The 16274-nt window shown below is 72.3% G+C and carries 15 protein-coding genes; 9 read left to right on the forward strand and 6 right to left on the reverse strand.

Going from position 1 to position 16274, the window contains the following annotated elements; translation table 11 throughout:
- Positions 1 to 166: 166 nt before the first annotated feature.
- The 3 genes from ACFIF2_RS14875 (at position 167) to ACFIF2_RS14885 (ending at position 2567) form a co-directional block, all read left to right on the forward strand.
- Positions 167 to 1129 carry a D-alanyl-D-alanine carboxypeptidase family protein gene (locus tag ACFIF2_RS14875; RefSeq protein ID WP_395573103.1) on the forward strand — a complete coding sequence of 321 codons (963 nt, stop codon included), beginning with the start codon at positions 167 to 169 and terminating at the stop codon, positions 1127 to 1129.
- A 104-nt stretch (positions 1130 to 1233) separates the two neighbouring features.
- On the forward strand, positions 1234 to 1581 hold the full coding sequence (locus ACFIF2_RS14880) for a GntR family transcriptional regulator (protein ID WP_395573104.1): 348 nt from the start codon (positions 1234 to 1236) through the stop codon (positions 1579 to 1581).
- Positions 1578 to 2567, forward strand: coding sequence for a DUF1648 domain-containing protein (locus ACFIF2_RS14885; protein WP_395573105.1), 990 nt, complete (start codon positions 1578 to 1580; stop codon positions 2565 to 2567). The genes ACFIF2_RS14880 and ACFIF2_RS14885 overlap by 4 nt, the downstream gene beginning before the upstream one ends.
- Before the next feature lie 59 nt (positions 2568 to 2626).
- Here the strand turns inward: ACFIF2_RS14885 and ACFIF2_RS14890 are convergent, their stop codons facing one another.
- The 3 genes from ACFIF2_RS14890 to pdhA are packed head-to-tail and all read right to left on the reverse strand — an operon-like array spanning position 2627 to position 6252.
- On the reverse strand, positions 2627 to 4051 hold the full coding sequence (locus ACFIF2_RS14890; protein WP_395573179.1) for a dihydrolipoamide acetyltransferase family protein: 1425 nt from the start codon (positions 4049 to 4051) through the stop codon (positions 2627 to 2629).
- 19 nt (positions 4052 to 4070) lie between these two features.
- Complete coding sequence (locus ACFIF2_RS14895) at positions 4071 to 5036, reverse strand: alpha-ketoacid dehydrogenase subunit beta (RefSeq protein WP_395573180.1); 966 nt, start codon at positions 5034 to 5036, stop codon at positions 4071 to 4073.
- Positions 5037 to 5052: 16 nt separating this feature from the next.
- Positions 5053 to 6252: a pyruvate dehydrogenase (acetyl-transferring) E1 component subunit alpha gene (gene pdhA / locus ACFIF2_RS14900; protein ID WP_395573106.1), complete on the reverse strand. Its 1200-nt coding sequence runs from the start codon at positions 6250 to 6252 to the stop codon at positions 5053 to 5055.
- 323 nt (positions 6253 to 6575) lie between these two features.
- On the opposite strand from pdhA, the gene ACFIF2_RS14905 reads away from it, so the two are divergent.
- Both ACFIF2_RS14905 and ACFIF2_RS14910 read left to right on the forward strand, forming a co-directional pair.
- Positions 6576 to 7232, forward strand: coding sequence for a response regulator (locus ACFIF2_RS14905; RefSeq protein ID WP_395573107.1), 657 nt, complete (start codon positions 6576 to 6578; stop codon positions 7230 to 7232).
- Positions 7233 to 7339: 107 nt separating this feature from the next.
- Entirely contained in the window at positions 7340 to 7753 is a 414-nt protein-coding gene (locus ACFIF2_RS14910; RefSeq protein WP_395573108.1) for a pyridoxamine 5'-phosphate oxidase family protein, read from the forward strand.
- Between the two features lie 82 nt (positions 7754 to 7835).
- Here ACFIF2_RS14910 and ACFIF2_RS14915 read toward each other — a convergent pair whose 3' ends face one another.
- Entirely contained in the window at positions 7836 to 9458 is a 1623-nt protein-coding gene (locus ACFIF2_RS14915) for a protein kinase (protein WP_395573109.1), read from the reverse strand.
- Positions 9459 to 9804: 346 nt separating this feature from the next.
- Here ACFIF2_RS14915 and ACFIF2_RS14920 point away from each other — a divergent pair, with 346 nt between their 5' ends.
- Positions 9805 to 11469: a protein kinase gene (locus ACFIF2_RS14920; protein WP_395573110.1), complete on the forward strand. Its 1665-nt coding sequence runs from the start codon at positions 9805 to 9807 to the stop codon at positions 11467 to 11469.
- Positions 11470 to 11572: 103 nt separating this feature from the next.
- On the opposite strand, the gene ACFIF2_RS14925 is transcribed toward ACFIF2_RS14920, so the two are convergent.
- Positions 11573 to 12115, reverse strand: coding sequence for a bacterial proteasome activator family protein (locus ACFIF2_RS14925; RefSeq protein ID WP_395573111.1), 543 nt, complete (start codon positions 12113 to 12115; stop codon positions 11573 to 11575).
- A 180-nt stretch (positions 12116 to 12295) separates the two neighbouring features.
- Here ACFIF2_RS14925 and ACFIF2_RS14930 point away from each other — a divergent pair, with 180 nt between their 5' ends.
- Positions 12296 to 13102, forward strand: a complete 807-nt coding sequence (locus ACFIF2_RS14930) for a hypothetical protein (protein ID WP_395573112.1) — start codon at positions 12296 to 12298, stop codon at positions 13100 to 13102.
- Positions 13103 to 13148: 46 nt separating this feature from the next.
- On the opposite strand, the gene ACFIF2_RS14935 is transcribed toward ACFIF2_RS14930, so the two are convergent.
- A complete protein-coding gene (locus tag ACFIF2_RS14935; protein WP_395573113.1) occupies positions 13149 to 14129 on the reverse strand; it encodes an NAD(P)H-quinone oxidoreductase in 981 nt (326 codons plus the stop codon).
- Positions 14130 to 14336: 207 nt separating this feature from the next.
- Here ACFIF2_RS14935 and ACFIF2_RS14940 point away from each other — a divergent pair, with 207 nt between their 5' ends.
- Both ACFIF2_RS14940 and ACFIF2_RS14945 read left to right on the forward strand, forming a co-directional pair.
- Positions 14337 to 15377: an ATP-binding cassette domain-containing protein gene (locus ACFIF2_RS14940; RefSeq protein WP_395573114.1), complete on the forward strand. Its 1041-nt coding sequence runs from the start codon at positions 14337 to 14339 to the stop codon at positions 15375 to 15377.
- Positions 15374 to 16222 carry an ABC transporter permease gene (locus tag ACFIF2_RS14945; RefSeq protein WP_395573115.1) on the forward strand — a complete coding sequence of 283 codons (849 nt, stop codon included), beginning with the start codon at positions 15374 to 15376 and terminating at the stop codon, positions 16220 to 16222. Before ACFIF2_RS14940 ends, ACFIF2_RS14945 begins: the two co-directional genes overlap by 4 nt.
- The last annotated feature ends 52 nt before the right edge of the window (positions 16223 to 16274 follow it).

Below are 16274 nucleotides of genomic sequence, written 5' to 3' on the forward strand. Positions count from 1 at the left end.
CGGACGCACGGCCACCCGTGCGGAGGACGGGGCGGCCCCCTCTCACCACGGCACAACCATTCGTGCTATTCACGTGTCGCACAGTCGCGGACCGAACCGCACCGAAACGCACCGACCTCAACCGGGCCGCGCTCCAGGGGAATTCAACACAATCGGGGTAATCAACTTGATAAGGAACACTCGGGGCATCCGCCTCCGCAGAGCCGTCGCCGTCGCCCTGACCGGCGGCGCCGTGCTCGCGACCGGAGCCCTCACCACGGCGCCCGCGCAGGCCGCGCCCACCAAGTCCGCGTCGGCGTCCGCACAGGGCGCGCTCGCGCGGCCGCTCGCCGCACCGGCCGTGCCCTCGATCGTCGCCAAGGGCGGCTTCGTGATGAACAACGCGAACGGCGCGTCGCTCTACACCAAGGCCGCGGACACCAAGCGCTCCACCGGCTCCACGACGAAGATCATGACCGCCAAGGTCGTGCTCGCGCAGCCGAAGCTGAACCTGGACGCCAAGGTCACGATCCAGATGGCGTACAGCGACTACATCGTGTCGAAGAACGCGTCCTCCGCCCGCCTGATCGTCGGCGACAAGGTGACGGTACGTCAGCTGTTGTACGGGCTGATGCTGCCCTCGGGCTGCGACGCCGCGTACGCGCTGGCCGACAAGTTCGGCACCGGCACGACGCGGGCGGCCCGGGTGAAGTCGTTCATCGGCAAGATGAACTCCACCGCCAAGAGCCTCGGCATGAAGAACACGCACTTCGACTCGTTCGACGGCATCGGCAACGGCAAGAACTACTCCACGCCGCGCGACCTCACGAAGCTCGCGAGCAGTGCGATGAAGAGCTCCACCTTCCGCACGATCGTGAAGACGAAGAAGTACACGGCGAAGACGATCACGAAGAAGGGCGGCACCCGCACGATGGCGCCCTGGACCAACACCAACACCCTGCTGAGCAGTTACAGCGGGGCGATCGGTGTGAAGACCGGGTCGGGTCCGGAGGCCAAGTACTGCCTGGTCTTCGCCGCGACGCGGAAGGGCAAGACCGTCATCGGCACGGTCCTGACCTCCTCGTCCTCGTCCCAGCGCGCCACGGACGCGACGAAGCTCATGAACTACGGCTTCGCCAAGCTGGGCTGACCCGGCGCCACACCCTCCCGCCCCTCCCGAACGGGCCCGTCGCCACCGCGACGGGCCCGTTCCCGTTTACTCATGAAGCACATGGTGATAGTTTCATTAGCACCATGCTGCTGAGTCTGGACAAGAACGACACCCGGCCCCTGCACGAGCAGGTCGCCGGCGCCGTCCGCCGTGCCATCGCCGAGGGGGAGTGCGGTCCCGGTGACCGCCTGCCCTCGGCCCGCGACCTCTCCGAGGCCCTCGACGTCAACGTCAACACGGTGCTGCGCGGCCTGCGCGGCCTGCGCGACGAAGGGCTGCTGGAGTTCCGCCGGGGCCGGGGGGTGACCGTCGCCGAGGGCGCCCACCGGCACTCGGGCCTGCGGATCCGCGTACGGGAACTGGTCGCCGAGGCGGCACGGCTGGGTTACAGCAAGACCGATGTGATCGACATGATCAGGGGGATGCCATGAGAAGCACGACGACGGCGGTACGGGCGACGGTGGCGGTCTGGGCGGCCGGTGTCGCGGCCGTGCTCGCCGGCCTGCCGCTGCTGGCGCGGGAGCGGCTGCCCGACCGCCTGGCGACGCACTGGAGCCTGGGCCAAGGGGCCCCCGACGGGTCGATGCCCCTGTGGGCGGCGTCCCTCGTCCCGGCGGCGCTCTGGCTGGTGACGGCGGCGGCGGCCACCGTCCCGCTGCTGCGCGCCGACGGCGCGGCGGTACGCCCGTGGACCGCCGCGATCCTCCTGTCCACCGGCATCGCGCTCACCGGTGCGCAGGCCGCCGTCGTCCGGGCCAACCTTGACCGCGCGCACTGGCAGGACGCCCGTCAGGTCACCGGGTGGATCGTCGCGGTCCTCGCCACCGCCCTCCTGGCGGGCGTGGCCGCCTGGTTCGTCGCCGCCCGGCGGACGACCGCCCCGGCGGCACCCGACGCGCCGGGTTCGGGCACGCCTGCCCTGGACGTCCCGGAGGGACGGCGGCTGGCGTGGTTCGCCCGGGCGGCCAACCCGTGGTTGCGGCTCGTGGCGGCCGTGACCGGCCTGGTCGCCGCGGCCGCGCTCGTCGCCCTGATCGGCGGCCTGGCACCCGGCGGCCTGTGGGGCCTGTTCGCGGCCTTCACCGTCGCGTCCCTGTCCTGCGCCCTGTTCTGCTCGGTGCGGGCCCGGGTCTCGGAGCGGGGCCTGGAGGTGTCGTTCGGTCCGCTCGGCTGGCCGCGGCGCCGCTGGGCGCCCGGCGACATCGAGTCGGCGCGCGCGGAGGTCCGCGCTCCCGCCCAGGTCGGCGGCTGGGGCTACCGCGTCGGCGGCCTCGGCACCACGGTGATGCTGCGCGCCGGTGACTGCCTGGTCGTACGCCCCCGGGGCCGCCGCACGGACTTCGCGGTGAGCGTCGACGACGCCGAACGGGGCGCGGCGCTGCTCAACGCGATGACCGCCGACCGGTCCCCTCGCTGAACGCCCGCACGACGGAGCCGCGCCCCCCGAGTCGGGGGGCGCGACTCCGTCGTGACCGGTTACGCCCAGGTCAGCAGGCGCTTCGGCTGCTCCAGGATCGCCGCCACGTCGGCGAGGACCTTGGAGCCCAGCTCGCCGTCGACCAGGCGGTGGTCGAAGCTCAGGGCCAGGGTGGTCACCTGACGCGGCTTCACCTTGCCCTTGTGGACCCACGGCTGGAGCTTGATCGCGCCGACCGCGAGGATCGCGGACTCGCCCGGGTTGAGGATCGGCGTGCCGGTGTCGACGCCGAAGACGCCGACGTTGGTGATGGTCACCGTGCCGCCCTGCATGGCGCCGGGGCTGGTCCTGCCCTCCCGGGCCGTCGACACCAGCTCGCCCAGGGACTGGGCCAGCTGCGGCAGCGTCTGGGCGTGGGCGTCCTTGATGTTCGGGACGATCAGGCCCCGCGGGGTCGCGGCGGCGATGCCCAGGTTGACGTAGTGCTTGACCACGATCTCCTGGGCGGCCTCGTCCCAGGAGGCGTTGATGTCCGGGTTGCGCCGGATCGCGACCAGCAGGGCCTTGGCGATCAGCAGGAGCGGGTTCACCCGCAGGCCCGTGAACTCCTTGTCCTGCTTCAGCTCTTCGACCAGCTTCATCGTGCGCGTCACGTCGACCGTCACGAACTCGGTGACGTGCGGCGCCGTGAACGCCGAGCCGACCATCGCCGCCGCCGTCGCCTTGCGGACGCCCTTGACCGGGACGCGGGTCTCGCGCGCCGTGTCGTACGACGCCGGGGCCGCCGCCGGGGACGGGGCGGGCGCCTCTGTCGCGGGGGCCGCCTCCGGCTCCGGCGCCCGGGTCCCGGCCACCGCGGCGTGCACGTCCTCGCGCGTGATGACGCCGTCCGGGCCGGTCGGGGTGACCGAGGCCAGGTCGACGCCGAGGTCCTTGGCGAGCTTGCGGACCGGGGGCTTGGCGAGCGGGCGCCCGGCGGTGGCCGGAGCGGCGGGCTCGGGTGCGGCCGGGGCCGTCGGCCCGTGGCCGTTCATCTCGGCCTGGACCGCGGCGGCGGCCGGGGCGGCCTGCCGGGCCCCGGTCTCCGCGCCCTTGCGGGGGCGGCGGCGGGTCGCGGAGGTGGACACCCCGTACCCGACCAGGACCGGCTGGCGGCCCTCCGGCTTCTTCTCCTCCCCGTCGGCCGCCGCGTCCTCCACGGGGGCCTGCGCGGGCTCCGGCGCGGCGCCGGCGTCCCCGACGGCCACCGCGATGATCGACGTGCCCACGTCGACGGTGGTGCCCTCCGGGAAGTGCAGCTCGCGGACCACGCCGTCGTAGGGGATGGGCAGCTCGACGGCGGCCTTCGCCGTCTCGACCTCGCACACCACCTGGCCGTCGGTGACGGTGTCACCCGGCTGCACGTACCACTTGAGGATCTCGGCCTCGGTGAGTCCCTCGCCCACGTCGGGCATCTTGAACTCGCGTACGGACCCTGCGGTCATCGTCGTCACGACCCTCTCCTCAGTACGCCAGCGAGCGGTCGACGGCATCCAGCACCCGGTCCAGGTCGGGCAGGTAGTCCTCCTCGATGCGCGCCGGCGGGTACGGGGCGTGGTAGCCGCCGACCCTCAGCACCGGGGCCTCCAGGTGGTAGAAGCAGCGCTCCGTGATCCGGGCGGCGATCTCCGCGCCCGAGCCCAGGAACACCGGCGCCTCGTGGACCACGACCAGGCGGCGGGTCTTCTCCACCGACGCCTGGACCGTGTCGAAGTCGACCGGCGAGATCGAGCGCAGGTCCACGACCTCCAGGGAGCGGCCCTCCTCGGCCGCCGCGTCGGCGGCCTCCTGGCAGAGCTTCACCATCGGGCCGTAGGCCACCAGCGTGAGGTCGGTGCCCTCGCGGACCACCCGCGCGGTGTGCAGCGGGCCCGGGATGGCCTCGGTGTCGACCTCGGCCTTGTCCCAGTAGCGTCGCTTGGGCTCGAAGTAGATCACCGGGTCGTCGCTCTGGATGGCCTGCTGCATCATCCAGTACGCGTCCGCCGAGTTCGACGGGGAGACCACCTTGAGGCCGGCCACGTGCGCGAACAGCGCCTCGGGCGACTCCGAGTGGTGCTCGACCGCGCCGATGCCGCCGCCGTAGGGGATGCGGATGACGACCGGCATCTTGACCTTGCCCAGCGAACGGGCGTGCATCTTCGCCAGCTGGGTGACGATCTGGTCGTAGGCCGGGAAGACGAAGCCGTCGAACTGGATCTCCACCACCGGCCGGTACCCGCGCAGGGCGAGGCCGATCGCGGTGCCGACGATGCCGGACTCGGCCAGCGGGGTGTCGATGACCCGGTCCTCGCCGAAGTCCTTCTGGAGGCCGTCGGTGACCCGGAAGACACCGCCGAGCTTGCCGACGTCCTCGCCCATGATCAGGACCTTGGGGTCGGTGTCCAGCGCGCGGCGCAGCGACTCGTTGATCGCCTTGGCCAGTGCCATCTTTTCCGTAGCCATGTCAGACCCCCTCTGCCTCTGCGAACGACGCCTGGTAGGCGGCGAACTGGGCCCGCTCCTCGTCGACGAGCGCGTGCCCGTCCGAGTACACGTTCTCGAAGATGGCGAACCGGTCCGGGTCCGGCATGGCACGGACCACCTCGCGCACTCGTTTGCCCAACGCCTCGCTCTCCGCTTCCAGTTCCCCGAAGAATCCCTCGTCCGCGTGGTTTGCGGACTCCAGGAAGCGGCGAAGGCGCAGGATCGGGTCCTTCGCCTCCCAGGCCGCCCGCTCGTCGTCGTGCCGGTAGCGGGAGGGGTCGTCGGAGGTGGTGTGGGCGCCCATGCGGTACGTGTACGCCTCGATCAGCGCCGGGCCCTCACCGCGCCGCGCCCGCTCCAGCGCCCAGCGGGTGACCGCGAGGACGGCCAGCGCGTCGTTGCCGTCGACGCGGACGCCGGGGAAGCCGAAGCCCTGGGCGCGCTGGTACAGCGGCACGCGGGTCTGCTTCTCGTTGGACTCGGAGATCGCCCACTGGTTGTTCTGGCAGAAGAAGACCACCGGGGCGTTGTAGACGGCGGCGAAGTTGAAGGCCTCGCTGACGTCGCCCTGGCTGGAGGCGCCGTCACCGAAGTAGGCGATCACCGCCGAGTCCGCGCCGTCCTTGGTGATGCCCATCGCGTAGCCCGTGGCGTGCAGCGCCTGCGAGCCGATCACGATGGTGTAGAGGTGGAAGTTGTTGCTGTTGGGGTCCCAGCCGCCATTGTTCACGCCGCGGAACATGCCGAGCAGGTTGGTCGGGTCCACCCCGCGGCACCAGGCGACGCCGTGCTCGCGGTAGGTCGGGAAGACGTAGTCGTCCTCGCGGGTGGCCCGGCCGGAGCCGATCTGGGCCGCCTCCTGGCCCAGCAGCGAGGCCCACAGGCCCAGCTCGCCCTGGCGCTGGAGCGCGGTGGCCTCGGCGTCGAAGCGCCTGGTGAGCACCATGTCGCGGTACAGGCCGCGCAGCTCGTCGGGGGTGATGTCGGCGACGTACGAGGCGTACTCGGCGTAGGCCGGGTCCTCGACGCGCTCGCCCTCGGGTGTCAGCAGCTGCACCAGCTCCGTCTCGGAGCCCTTCTTGGCGGCAGCGGTACGGGTGGTGCGCCTGGCGCCGGTGGTACCGGCCGCCTTGCTTCCGGCGCTGCGTCGCGGCTTGCGCGCGGCAGTGCTCTCGGTCACGTGTGCTCCTCCGTCGGTCCGGCCCCCGGGTTCGCCGGAAGCCAGTGCGGCTCACCTGCGGCCCGGCGGTCGCACAAGGGTGGGTGCGGCCCGGTCGGGAACAGGCGTGACAGGTGCCCCGGCGAGCGCCCTGCGAAAGGCACGTTACCCAGTACTCCACATTTCTGTGAAACCCCTCCTGACCTGCGTTTTTACTCGGATTTCCAAGTAAATCGGCGAAGTGCGGAAGTTTTACTGGTCACAGCCTCGCAGGGGGCCGGAACAACGGCACGTTATCCCGGCCACCCCGGGCACGGGAAGAGTCGGTGTGTGAGACTGAGCGCGTGCGCGAAGACGGAAAAATCCGGGTATTCCTCCTCGACGATCACGAGGTCGTCCGCCGGGGGGTGCACGACCTGCTCTCGGGCGAGCCCGACATCGAGGTGGTGGGCGAGGCCGGCACGGCGGCCGACGCGCTGGCCCGGGTCCCGGCCACCCGGCCGGACGTCGCGGTGCTGGACGTGCGGCTGCCGGACGGCAGCGGCGTGGAGGTGTGCCGCGAGATCCGCTCCCGGGACGAGTCCGTCCGGTGCCTCATGCTGACCTCCTTCGCCGACGACGAGGCCCTCTTCGACGCGATCATGGCGGGCGCCTCCGGCTACGTCCTCAAGGACATCCGGGGCGCCGAGCTGCTGGGCGCCGTACGCGAGGTGGCCGCGGGCAAGTCCCTGCTGGACCCGGCGGCCACCGCGCGCGTACTGGAGCGGCTGCGGGACGGCGGCACCCGCACCGACGACCGGCTCGCCCGCCTCACCGAGCAGGAACGGCGCATCCTGGAGCTGATCGGCGAGGGGATGACCAACCGCGCGATCGGCGAGCGGCTGCACCTGGCCGAGAAGACGATCAAGAATTACGTGTCGAGCCTGCTGGCCAAACTCGGAATGCAGCGGCGTTCGCAGGCCGCCGCTTTCGTGGCCCGGCTCCAGGCCGAGAACCGCTGAGCGACCCGCGCCGGTTTCGCGGGCCGGGTTCATTCGGGACTTACGTCCCCTCATGCCGGGCCGGGCGCCCCTGTCCGGGCGGCCCGCCGCTCCCGCACGGTGGGTCCATGCCCTCCGACGCACAGCTCGCCGTCGGCCTGCTCGGCCGCGCCTCCCACGGCCGGGCCGCCACCAGCCTGCGCGCCCTGCCCTTCCTCGCCTTCGCGCGGCACATCGTGGCCGACGGCCGGGTCCTGCTGCGGATGCCCAGGAGCTTCGGCTACCACGAGGTGTGCGCCGGGAGCGTCGTCGCGTACGGCGCCGACAACCTCGGCCGTGCCGGGCTCGGCGAGGGCCTGTGGGTGGTCCAGGTCGTGGGCCGGTGCGAGGTCCATGAGCCGAGCGCCGCCGAGATCGAGCGGTTCGGCCCCGCGCCGCGCGAGGTGGACGGGGTGCCGTTCGAGCCGGTCTACCTGCGGATCGAGCCGCGGTTCGGCTCCGTGCACGTCACGGACGGCGCCGTCGCCGCCGTCTCCGGGTGACGTCCGCGCGACGCCCGGTAGAACGCGACGCGCGCGTGAAGCCCGTTTCCGGGCCGCACGCGCGCGTGGAGTGGGTTCCCCGTCAGTCGCCCAGCGGGTCGCCGCCCGGGTCGCCGGTCGGGCCGCCGACGGTACCGCCCGTCGGGTCGCCGGTCGCGCCCCCGTCGGTACCGCCCGTCGGGTCGCCGGTCGGATCGTCCGTCGGGTCGTCCGTCGGCGTCGTGGGATCCGTGGTCGGGTCGCCCGTCGGGTCCCCGGTCGGCTCCTCCGTCACGGTCTCCGACGGCGTGTACGACGGCGTGTACGGCGGGGTGTAGCCCCCGTCGCCCGTGCCGCCCCCGCCGTTGCCCTGCTCCGTGCCCGGGTCCGTGGTCTCCTGCGTCTCCTCGTCGCTGGGCGAGGAGCTGGGCGACTCCTTGTCGCTGCTCTGCGAGGTCGTCGCCGTCGGACTCTTGTCCGTGTCGGTGCCGCCCTTGCCGCCGTCGCCGTTGTTCAGGGCCAGCGCGACGCCCGCGGCGATGGCGATCACCGCGAGGACGGCCAGGATCCACAGCTTGCCGCGGCCGCCGCCCTTGTTGCCGTGCCCCTCGAAGCCGCCGTCGTCACGGCCGCCGTACCCGCCGCCCGGCAGGATCGGCTGGGGGATCTGCTGGGTGCCGGACGCGCCGTGGTCGGAGTGCGGCAGCACCGAGGTGCCCGCGAAACCGGCCGCCGCGGCGTGCCGGCCGTCGTGCGCGGTGACCGGGCCGGTGTTCCAGGTGCCGGTGTGGCCGCCCTGCTCGTACAGCATCTGCAGCCCGTACTGCACCAGGCCGCGCATCTCCTCGGCGGTCTGGAAACGGTCGTCGGGCTCCTTGGCCAGCGAGCGCATCACCAGGCCGTCCAGCTCCGGCGGAGTGGCGTCGGAGACCTCGGACGGCGGCGTCGGGATGTCCTGGACGTGCTGGTAGACCACCGACAGCGGGGTCTCGCCGGTGAACGGCGGGCGCAGCGCGAGCAGTTCGTAGAGCAGGCAGCCCGTCGCGTACAGGTCGGAGCGGTGGTCGACGGCCTTGCCGAGGGCCTGCTCCGGGGAGAGGTACTGCGGGGTGCCCATGACCATGCCGGTCTGGGTCATCGTCGTGGACGCGCCGTGCAGGGCGCGGGCGATGCCGAAGTCCATCACCTTCACCGCGCCGTTGTGCGTGATGATGACGTTGGCCGGCTTGATGTCGCGGTGGACGATGCCGTGCTGGTGGGAGTAGGCGAGCGCCTCCAGGACCCCGGAGACGATGATCAGCGCCTGCTCGGGACCGGGCGCCTCCGCGTTGAGGAGGAGGTCGCGGATGGTGCGGCCCTCGACGATCTCCATCACGATGTACGGCACGGACTGACCGCCGACGAAGTCCTCGCCGGAGTCGTACACGGCGACGATCGCGTGGTGGTTGAGGCCGGCCACCGACTGGGCCTCGCGCGTGAAGCGGGCCTTGGAGACCGGGTCCTCGGCGAGGTCGGCGCGCAGCAGCTTGACCGCCACGGTGCGTCCGAGGCGGACGTCCTCGGCGGCGAACACCTCGGCCATGCCGCCCCGCCCGAGTCTGCGGGTCAGCCGGTACCGGCCGTCGCCGACCAGGCCGCCGTTGCCCCAGTTCTCCGGCGCGTCAGACATACCGCCGCCAGATGCCTCGGGTTCGGACGGGCCCTGGGCGCGCTGCTGCTGTGCCATCAGTCCTCGCCGTCGTTTCTGCCCGCGGTACGCGCGGTGTTGTTACGGTCTCCGTCGGCCACGCTACAGCCTCCGCGCAAGCCTCCGGTCCGAGATGGGCTGCCGGGACCGGCATCGAGACGGACCGGTCATGAAACCCTGGTTCCGTACTGTCGTGCAAATTCCGTGTACCGGCGGTACGCCGGCTGTAACGCTTCCGCGACGCTTCCTTCGCGTACGGTCACGGAACGGGCACCGCGCTTGACGTGTCAGTGCCCTCGGGCAGACTTGGCCGGGAATAGCACTTTCGATCACGAGCGTGCGTGCCGCCGCCACCGGCGCCGACGCCTATGGGGGACGCAGACACATGAGCCAGGACGCCGGACAGGGCCGGTACGCGGGGCGCGCGCTCGCCGGCGGCCGCTACCAGCTGCGCGACTTGCTCGGTGAGGGCGGCATGGCGTCGGTGCACCTGGCGTACGACTCGGTGCTGGACCGTCAGGTCGCGATCAAGACGCTGCACACCGAGCTGGGCCGGGAGCAGGCCTTCCGCGAGCGCTTCCGCCGCGAGGCCCAGGCCGTGGCCAAGCTCACGCACACCAACATCGTCTCCGTCTTCGACACCGGCGAGGACGATCTCGGCGGCATGACGACGCCGTACATCGTCATGGAGTACGTCGAGGGGCGGCCGCTGGGCTCCGTCCTCGACGAGGACGTCCGGCAGCAGGGCGCGATGCCCGCCGACAAGGCGCTGAAGATCACCGCGGACGTGCTGGCGGCGCTGGAGATCAGCCACGAGATGGGCCTGGTCCACCGCGACATCAAGCCGGGCAACGTGATGATGACCAAGCGCGGCGTGGTCAAGGTCATGGACTTCGGCATCGCCCGCGCCATGCAGTCCGGCGTCACGTCGATGACGCAGACCGGCATGGTCGTCGGCACCCCGCAGTACCTCTCGCCCGAGCAGGCCCTCGGCCGCGGTGTGGACGCCCGCTCCGACCTGTACTCGGTCGGCATCATGCTGTTCCAACTGGTCACCGGGCGCCTGCCGTTCGACGCGGACTCCCCGCTGGCCATCGCGTACGCGCACGTGCAGGAGGAGCCGGTCGCCCCGTCCTCCGTCAACCGCGCCCTGCCGCCGGCCGTGGACGCGCTGGTGGCCCGCGCGCTGAAGAAGAACCCCAACGAGCGCTTCCCCAGCGCCGAGGCCATGCGCGACGAGTGCCTGCGGGTGGCGGCCTCCTTCCAGGCGGCCCCGCCGAGCATCGTGCCGGGCGCGAGCACGCCGAGCGGCGCGGGCGTCGGCTCCGCGGTGTTCCCGCCGGTCGACCAAGCCGCGCCGGCGCCCCCGGGCCACGTCCAGACGCCGTACCAGCCGACGCCGCACCCGGGCCCGAACCCGTACGGCACCCCGGCACCCGCGGCGCACTCGCCGGCGTACGGCTACCCGCAGCAGGGCGGCTACCAGACGGGCCCGACCCCGTCGCCGTACGCCCCCCAGCACCAGGGCGCGCCCACGCCGCCGCCGTACAACCTCACGCCCTCCACCCCGGCGGCCGGTTCCCCGGGCGGCGGCAAGGGCAACAGGACGGTCGTCATCGGCTCGATCGTGGTCGCCGTCCTGGTGGTCGGCGGTCTGATCGGCGCGCTGATGATGAACAACGGCGGGGACGACGACGCCAAGGGCGGGGACACCACCGCCAGCGCGTCCGCGTCGCCCGAGAAGGCGGCGGGCTACCGCGGGCCGGACAAGACCAAGACGATCGAGAAGGACGAGTGCACCGAGCCTGAGGAGTCGTACAACGACCCCGAGAAGATCAAGGTGCCGGACTTCACCTTCAAGTACATCGGCTCGGTCAAGGAGTGCTTCAACTCCGCCGGCTGGCGGATGAAGGTCGTGGAAGTCGACGAGAACACCTACGGCGAGGGCTCGGTCCGGGACCAGTTCCCGGCGCCCGGCACGGACGTCGACCCCGATGACATGCCGGAGATCCAGCTCAAGGTCTCGACGGGCAACCCGCCGTCCGCCTGACCGCGGACGGAGAAACCGCAGACGTGAGAAAGGGCCCGGCAGCCGTGGCTGCCGGGCCCTTCGCGGTCCTCGCGGAGCGCTGTCGCCCCTACTCGGGTGTTCCCTACAGGTAAGGGCCGCCGGTGCGGCCGGCGGGACCCGGCTCCTCGCCGTCCTGGCCCACGCCGGGCGGCAGCGCGCGGCGCATCTGCTCCAGCTGGGCCCGCGCGGCCATCTGCTGGGCGAACAGGGTGGTCTGGATGCCGTGGAACAGGCCCTCCAGCCAGCCGACCAGCTGCGCCTGGGCGATCCGCAGTTCGGCGTCGGTCGGGGTCACGTCGTCCGTGAAGGGGAGGGAAAGCCGCTCCAGCTCCTCGACCAGCTCCGGCGCCAGGCCGTCCTCCAGCTCCTTGACCGAGCTGGCGTGGATCTCCTTGAGCCGGGCCCGGCTCGCCTCGTCCAGGGGCGCTACGCGCACCTCCTCCAGCAGCTGCTTGATCATGCTGCCGATCCGCATGACCTTGGCAGGCTGTTCCACCTGCTCGGTCACCGGGATCTCGCGCGACTCGTCGTCCCCGCCGCCACCGCCGCTGAGCGCCATTCCGTCCTGGCCGACGACCAGGATCTGGGGGTTCTCCGGCGACCTGTCGTTCCTCGGCATCTCCATGCCGCCATTGTCGCGCACCCCCGCGTCCCGCCCGGGCGGTGCCCCCGGCACGGCGTGCTCCACCCGCGTCCGGCGGTGTCCGGAATGCCGGCGTGGCAGGGAGATGTGAGGCTTGTTCCGTCGATTTCCATGACTTGTCATCACCGGGAGGGGGTCACGGGCGTGACTCCATGGCGGCGCATGCTGCGAGCGACGGGACTGGCGGGGGTGGTGGGGGTGTGCGCGCTGCTGTCGCCGAGCGGGGCGGGGGTGGCGTACGGCGTCGGGTCCGAGACGGTGGGGGCGGTCGTGCTCCCGTCTCCCTCGGGGTCTCAGGCGGCTTCGGAACCGGCGGCGGCTCGCGAGCCGGACGGTCCCGGCGGCAGCGACGGCCCCGGCGGCGGCGACGGCCACAGCGTTCGCCCCGGCCACACCGGCAAGACCGGCCGCGAGCGTCCTCAGCGGGACGACGGTCGCGAAGGTCACGGGGGTCACGGGGATCACGAGCGTCACGAAGGTCAGGAGGGTCAGGACGGACCGGGAGCCGCCGGGTCCGCCTCACCGTCGGCCGGTGCGTCCGGCCCGGCGGGCAGCGCGGCACGCGGCTCCGCGACGCCGTCCCCGTCGGCGTCCGGCGCCGGGGCGATGGACGCCTCGGCGACCGGCCCGGAGCCCTCCCGGGCGGGGAGCCGGCCGGGCGAGGGGCGGCAGCGGCCCGGGCGGCCCGAGGAGCGGGATCCGGAGGAGGCCGGCGCGGACGGCGTCACCGGCCACCGGACGGACGACGACGCCGGTGAGGGCCTCACCGACGCCCCGGCCACCGCCGTACCGCCCGAGGAGACCGCCCCGGTGCCCACGGCGCCCGCGTCCCGGGGCGCGCGGCAGGCCGCGCACACCGAGGACGCCGGTGAGCCCGTGCTGCGGTCCCTGCCGCTGGGCAGCGGACTGGTCCTCGTCGGCCTCGGCCTCGGCCTGGCCTTCGTCGGACTCCGCATGCGGCGTGGCTGACGCACTCCGGCCCATCGCACCCCTCAGCGCCCCTCCGCCCGCGGTCCTACGGGGCGACCAGCAGCACCTTGCCGATGTGGCCGCTCTCCTCCAGGACCCGGTGCGCGGCCGGGGCGTCGCTCATCGGGAGCTCGCGGTCGACGATCGGGCGGACGTGGCCCTGCGCGAGCAGCGGCCAGACGTGCTCGCGCACGGCCGCCACGATGGCCGCCTTCTCCGTCCCTGGGCGGGCGCGCAGCGAGGTCGCGCTGACGGCGGCGCGCTTGGCGAGGAGGGCGCCGATGTTCAGCTCGCCCTTGCGGCCGCCCTGCATGCCGATGATCGCGAGCCGGCCGTTGACGGCGAGGGCCTGGACGTTGCGGTCCAGGTACTTGGCGCCCATGTTGTCGAGGATGACGTCGGCGCCCGCGCCGCCCGTGGCGTCCTTCACCTCGGCGACGAAGTCCTGCTCCCGGTAGTTGATCAGGATGTCGGCGCCCAGTTCGGCGCAGCGCTCCAGCTTCTCCTTGCTGCCCGCCGTCACGGCGACCTTCGCGCCGACGGCCTTGGCCAGCTGGATCGCCATGGTGCCGATGCCGCTGGAGCCGCCGTGGACGAGGAGCGTCTCGCCGGGGCGCAGGTGGGAGACCATGAAGACGTTCGACCAGACGGTGCACACCACCTCGGGCAGTGCCGCCGCCTCCTTCAGACCGACGCCGTCGGGCACCGGCAGCAGCTGGCCGGCCGGGACGGCGACCTTCTCGGCGTAGCCGCCGCCCGCGAGCAGCGCGCACACCTCGTCGCCGACGGACCAGCCGGACACGCCCGGCCCGAGCGCGGCGACCCGCCCGGAGCATTCCAGGCCCGGGTAGGGGGAGGCACCGGGCGGGGGGTCGTAGAAGCCCTGGCGCTGCATGATGTCGGCCCGGTTGACGGCGCTGGCCGTCACCTCGACCAGGACCTCGCCCTCGCCGGGCACCGGGTCGGGGACCTCGGTCCAGAGCAGCGCCTCGGGGCCCCCGGGTTCGGAAATCGTGATCGCATGCATGAGGGCGACGCTACTCCCCCCGTCCGGCGCCGGCCCCTGCACCTGGGTCCCCGGTCGGAGCCCCCTCGGACTTTCGGACGGTCCGCCGGGAAATCCCTGTGCGCCACCGATGAATTTGCGCGACGGTAAAGGTCTTCCCATGCGTGACCCAAGTGCGCGCACTCGCGGCACGCGACGCGTAGTCGAAGAACGTGGAAGGACCCCAGCATGAGCACGCACACGTCCGGACTGGCGATCGAGACCGCGGGACTGGTGAAGACGTTCGGCGACACCCGGGCCGTGGACGGCGTGGACCTCGCGGTGCCCACCGGCACGGTCTACGGCGTCCTCGGCCCGAACGGCGCCGGCAAGACCACGACGGTGAAGATGCTCGCCACCCTCCTGCGGCCGGACGGCGGCCAGGCCCGCGTCTTCGGCCACGACGTCGTGCACCAGGCCGACGAGGTGCGCGCCCGGGTGAGCCTCACCGGGCAGTACGCGTCCGTGGACGAGGACCTGACCGGCTCCGAGAACCTGATCCTGCTGGGCCGCCTCCTCGGGCACGGCAAGACCGCCGCGCGGCAGCGGGGCGAGCAGCTGCTAGCCGCCTTCGGGCTGACGGACGCGGCGTCCAAGCAGGTCAAGCACTACTCCGGTGGCATGCGGCGGCGCATCGACATCGCCGCGTCCATCCTCAACACCCCCGACCTGCTCTTCCTCGACGAGCCGACCACCGGTCTCGACCCGCGCAGCCGCAACCAGGTCTGGGACATCGTGCGCGCGGTCGTCGCCCAGGGCACGACGGTGCTGCTGACCACCCAGTACCTGGACGAGGCCGACCAGCTGGCGTCCCGGATCGCCGTCATCGACAAGGGCCGGGTGATCGCCGAGGGCACCAAGGGCGAGCTGAAGGCGTCCGTCGGCGCGGGCTCCGTCCACCTGCGGCTGCGCGACGCCGGCCAGCGGCCGGAGACCGAGCGGCTGCTGCGTGACCTGCTGGTCGCCGAGGTGCAGCTGGAACCCGACCCGGTGGCTCTGACCGCCCGCCTCGGGGTGACTCCGGGCGACACGGCCGCCGACCAGGCCGCCCGGGCGCTGTCCGAGCTGTCCCGGGCCGGCATCACCGTCGACAACTTCTCCCTGGGGCAGCCCAGCCTCGACGAGGTCTTCCTGGCGCTGACCGGTCACGACACCGGCCAGGCCACCCAGAACGGCAGCGGCCCCGGCTCCGGGACCGGCCCCGACACGAAGGACGAGGTGGCGGCATGAGCACGGCCACGAGCACCGAGAGCAAGGAGCTCTCCGCGGTCAGCACCGAGTCGCTGGCGGCACTGCTGGTCGCCAAGGAGCGTCCGCCGCGGCCCAGCGCCCTGTCCACGTCCCTGACGTTCGGCTGGCGCGCGATCCTCAAGATCAAGCACGTGCCGGAGCAGCTCTTCGACGTCACCGCCTTCCCGATCATGAACCTGCTGATGTTCACGTACCTCTTCGGCGGTGCGCTGGCGGGTTCGCCCGGTGACTACATCCAGTTCGTGCTGCCGGGCATCCTCGTGATGTCCGTCGTGATGATCACGATGTACACCGGGATCTCGGTGAACGTCGACATCGAGAAGGGTGTCTTCGACCGCTTCCGCTCGCTGCCGATCTGGCGGCCCTCGGCGATGGTCGGCTACCTGCTCGGCGACGCGCTGCGCTACACGATCGCCTCCGTCGTGATGCTCGCCGTGGGCCTGCTGCTCGGCTACCGGCCCGACGGCGGGGTCGGCGGCGTGGTGGCCGGGATCGCGCTGCTGCTGGTGTTCTCGTTCGCCTTCTCGTGGATCTGGACGATGTTCGGGCTGATGCTGCGCACCGAGAAGTCGGTGATGAGCGTCAGCATGATGGTGATCTTCCCGCTCACCTTCCTGTCCAACGTCTTCGTCGACCCGAGGACCATGCCGGGCTGGCTCCAGGCGTTCGTCAACAACAGCCCGATCACCCACCTGGCGTCCGCGGTGCGCGGCCTGATGGCGGGCGAGTGGCCCGGTGTCGAGATCGCCTGGACGCTGGGCTGGGCGGGCGCGCTCCTCCTGGTCTTCGGCCCGGTCACGATGCGGCTGTACAACCGCAAGTGACCTACCGGCCCGTGAACCACGGGCCGGTACGCGATCGGCGCCCCGCGAGCCG

It is taken from the genome of Streptomyces sp. BK79 (assembly GCF_044142145.1).
Taxonomy (GTDB): domain Bacteria; phylum Actinomycetota; class Actinomycetes; order Streptomycetales; family Streptomycetaceae; genus Streptomyces.

Excerpts from the sequence above, each read along its gene's own strand:
- ACFIF2_RS14880 (WP_395573104.1), top strand. The coding sequence starts at position 1,234 with ATGCTGCTGAGTCTGGACAAGAACGACACCCGGCCCCTGCACGAGCAG.
- ACFIF2_RS14885 (WP_395573105.1), top strand. The coding sequence starts at position 1,578 with ATGAGAAGCACGACGACGGCGGTACGGGCGACGGTGGCGGTCTGGGCG.
- ACFIF2_RS14890 (WP_395573179.1), bottom strand. The coding sequence starts at position 4,051 with ATGACCGCAGGGTCCGTACGCGAGTTCAAGATGCCCGACGTGGGCGAG.
- ACFIF2_RS14895 (WP_395573180.1), bottom strand. The coding sequence starts at position 5,036 with ATGGCACTGGCCAAGGCGATCAACGAGTCGCTGCGCCGCGCGCTGGAC.
- ACFIF2_RS14910 (WP_395573108.1), top strand. The coding sequence starts at position 7,340 with ATGCCCTCCGACGCACAGCTCGCCGTCGGCCTGCTCGGCCGCGCCTCC.
- ACFIF2_RS14915 (WP_395573109.1), bottom strand. The coding sequence starts at position 9,458 with ATGGCACAGCAGCAGCGCGCCCAGGGCCCGTCCGAACCCGAGGCATCT.
- ACFIF2_RS14920 (WP_395573110.1), top strand. The coding sequence starts at position 9,805 with ATGAGCCAGGACGCCGGACAGGGCCGGTACGCGGGGCGCGCGCTCGCC.
- ACFIF2_RS14925 (WP_395573111.1), bottom strand. The coding sequence starts at position 12,115 with ATGGAGATGCCGAGGAACGACAGGTCGCCGGAGAACCCCCAGATCCTG.
- ACFIF2_RS14930 (WP_395573112.1), top strand. The coding sequence starts at position 12,296 with ATGCTGCGAGCGACGGGACTGGCGGGGGTGGTGGGGGTGTGCGCGCTG.
- ACFIF2_RS14935 (WP_395573113.1), bottom strand. The coding sequence starts at position 14,129 with ATGCATGCGATCACGATTTCCGAACCCGGGGGCCCCGAGGCGCTGCTC.
- ACFIF2_RS14940 (WP_395573114.1), top strand. The coding sequence starts at position 14,337 with ATGAGCACGCACACGTCCGGACTGGCGATCGAGACCGCGGGACTGGTG.
- ACFIF2_RS14945 (WP_395573115.1), top strand. The coding sequence starts at position 15,374 with ATGAGCACGGCCACGAGCACCGAGAGCAAGGAGCTCTCCGCGGTCAGC.